Raw genomic sequence first — 1,270 nt, forward strand, 5'->3', positions numbered from 1 at the left:
GCCCGCGGAGTCCAACGGGCGCCTGCCGTACCGCTGGTGGGCCCGCAGGAAGCACTCCGCCTCGGCGATGTGCACCCAGGTCAGCAGCTCCGGATCGTCGGCCCGGTACGGCACGCCGTCGGCCGTCCGGCCCCGGATGCGGCCGTGCACCTCGCGTACGTGGGCCACGGCCGCCTCGGCGTCGGCACTGGTACCGAAGGTGGTGAAGGCCAGGAAGGTACTGGTCCGGTGGAGCCGGCCCCACGGGTCGCCCCGGTAGCCCGAATGCGCGGCCACGGCGGCCATCGCGAGGGGGTGCAGGGACTGGAGCAGCAGGGCGGCCAGCCCGCCGATGAACATCGACGCGTCCCCGTGCACCCGCCGGACCGGCCGCTCCGGCGCGAACCAGCGGGGCCCGGGGGTCGTGTGGATCCGCGCCCTGTTCTCGGGCCCGTCGGGCCCGGCCACGCGCAGGAAGACCGCCTCGCCGGCCTGGCGTCTGATCCGCTGGACGGTCGTCGTCTCGCTTGCCATGTGCCCAGTATGGGCCGCGCCGGGCGCACGGCGTAGGGGGCGTGGGGGACGTCGTTCAGATGATGTGGATGCGCTCCAGGGCGCCGGAGGTGTCGCGGACCATCAAATCGTTGCCCTTGGCACGTTCGCGCTCGATGAACCCGAGCAGGAGCACCGCCCGGTTGATCACGTCCGACTTGCTGACGCCGGTCGCGGCGGTCAGCTCGGAGACGATGGTGACAGCCGGGGGGCAGAGGGTGACGGAGTACCGCTCGCTGTCGGGGTGAGGGGGGAGCTGATCCACGGCGAAGCCCTTCCTGTTGATGAAGACTGCACCATGGTTGCACCAATACTGCGCGAAGGCGCACCAATTATTGGCTCGTTGTCCGTGGACAATCCCGTTGTCCGCCCACCCGCCCCTGCTGAGCTGGGTTCTTTCCGCCCGCGCCGCCCGGCCAATGCGCCCGCCCCGCCATCGTGGCGCCGTAACCCCGCCGGACCGGCCGGTGGGCGAGCGAGAGGCGGATCCCGTGCGAGCGACATGGACGAAGGCGAAGAAGACGACGAGGACGAAGGAAGCGAAGGCGCTCACCAGGTCCGTGGGGGCGCTGGCAGCCGCCGTCGGCCTCGCAGTGGTTCTTCCCGTCGGCCCGGCACACGCCAACCCCGGGGACCGGATCATCTGGTCGAACGGAACCAACGACGTACAGTTCCGCGCCAGTGAATGCGTGGCGGACGCGCACTTCGGCTACACCACCGCCGGCAGGCAGGCGGGGAC

At 71.3% G+C, this 1,270-nt stretch carries 3 protein-coding genes; 1 reads left to right on the plus strand and 2 read right to left on the minus strand.

The annotated features are described in order from the left end of the window. Together ACFWVD_RS28650 and ACFWVD_RS28655 are read right to left on the minus strand one after the other, a co-directional pair. The coding region (locus tag ACFWVD_RS28650; protein WP_379248020.1) for an oxygenase MpaB family protein at window positions 1–513 on the minus strand (513 nt) is incomplete at its 3' end. 55 nt (window positions 514–568) lie between these two features. Further along, window positions 569–796, minus strand: a complete 228-nt coding sequence (locus tag ACFWVD_RS28655; RefSeq protein WP_052875083.1) for a hypothetical protein — start codon at window positions 794–796, stop codon at window positions 569–571. 226 nt (window positions 797–1,022) lie between these two features. On the opposite strand from ACFWVD_RS28655, the gene ACFWVD_RS28660 reads away from it, so the two are divergent. Beyond that, window positions 1,023–1,270 (plus strand): hypothetical protein (locus ACFWVD_RS28660; protein ID WP_379248022.1); only part of this gene is annotated, 248 nt, incomplete at its 3' end.

It is taken from the genome of Nocardia sp. NPDC058666 (assembly GCF_042714895.1).
GTDB lineage: Bacteria > Actinomycetota > Actinomycetes > Mycobacteriales > Mycobacteriaceae > Nocardia.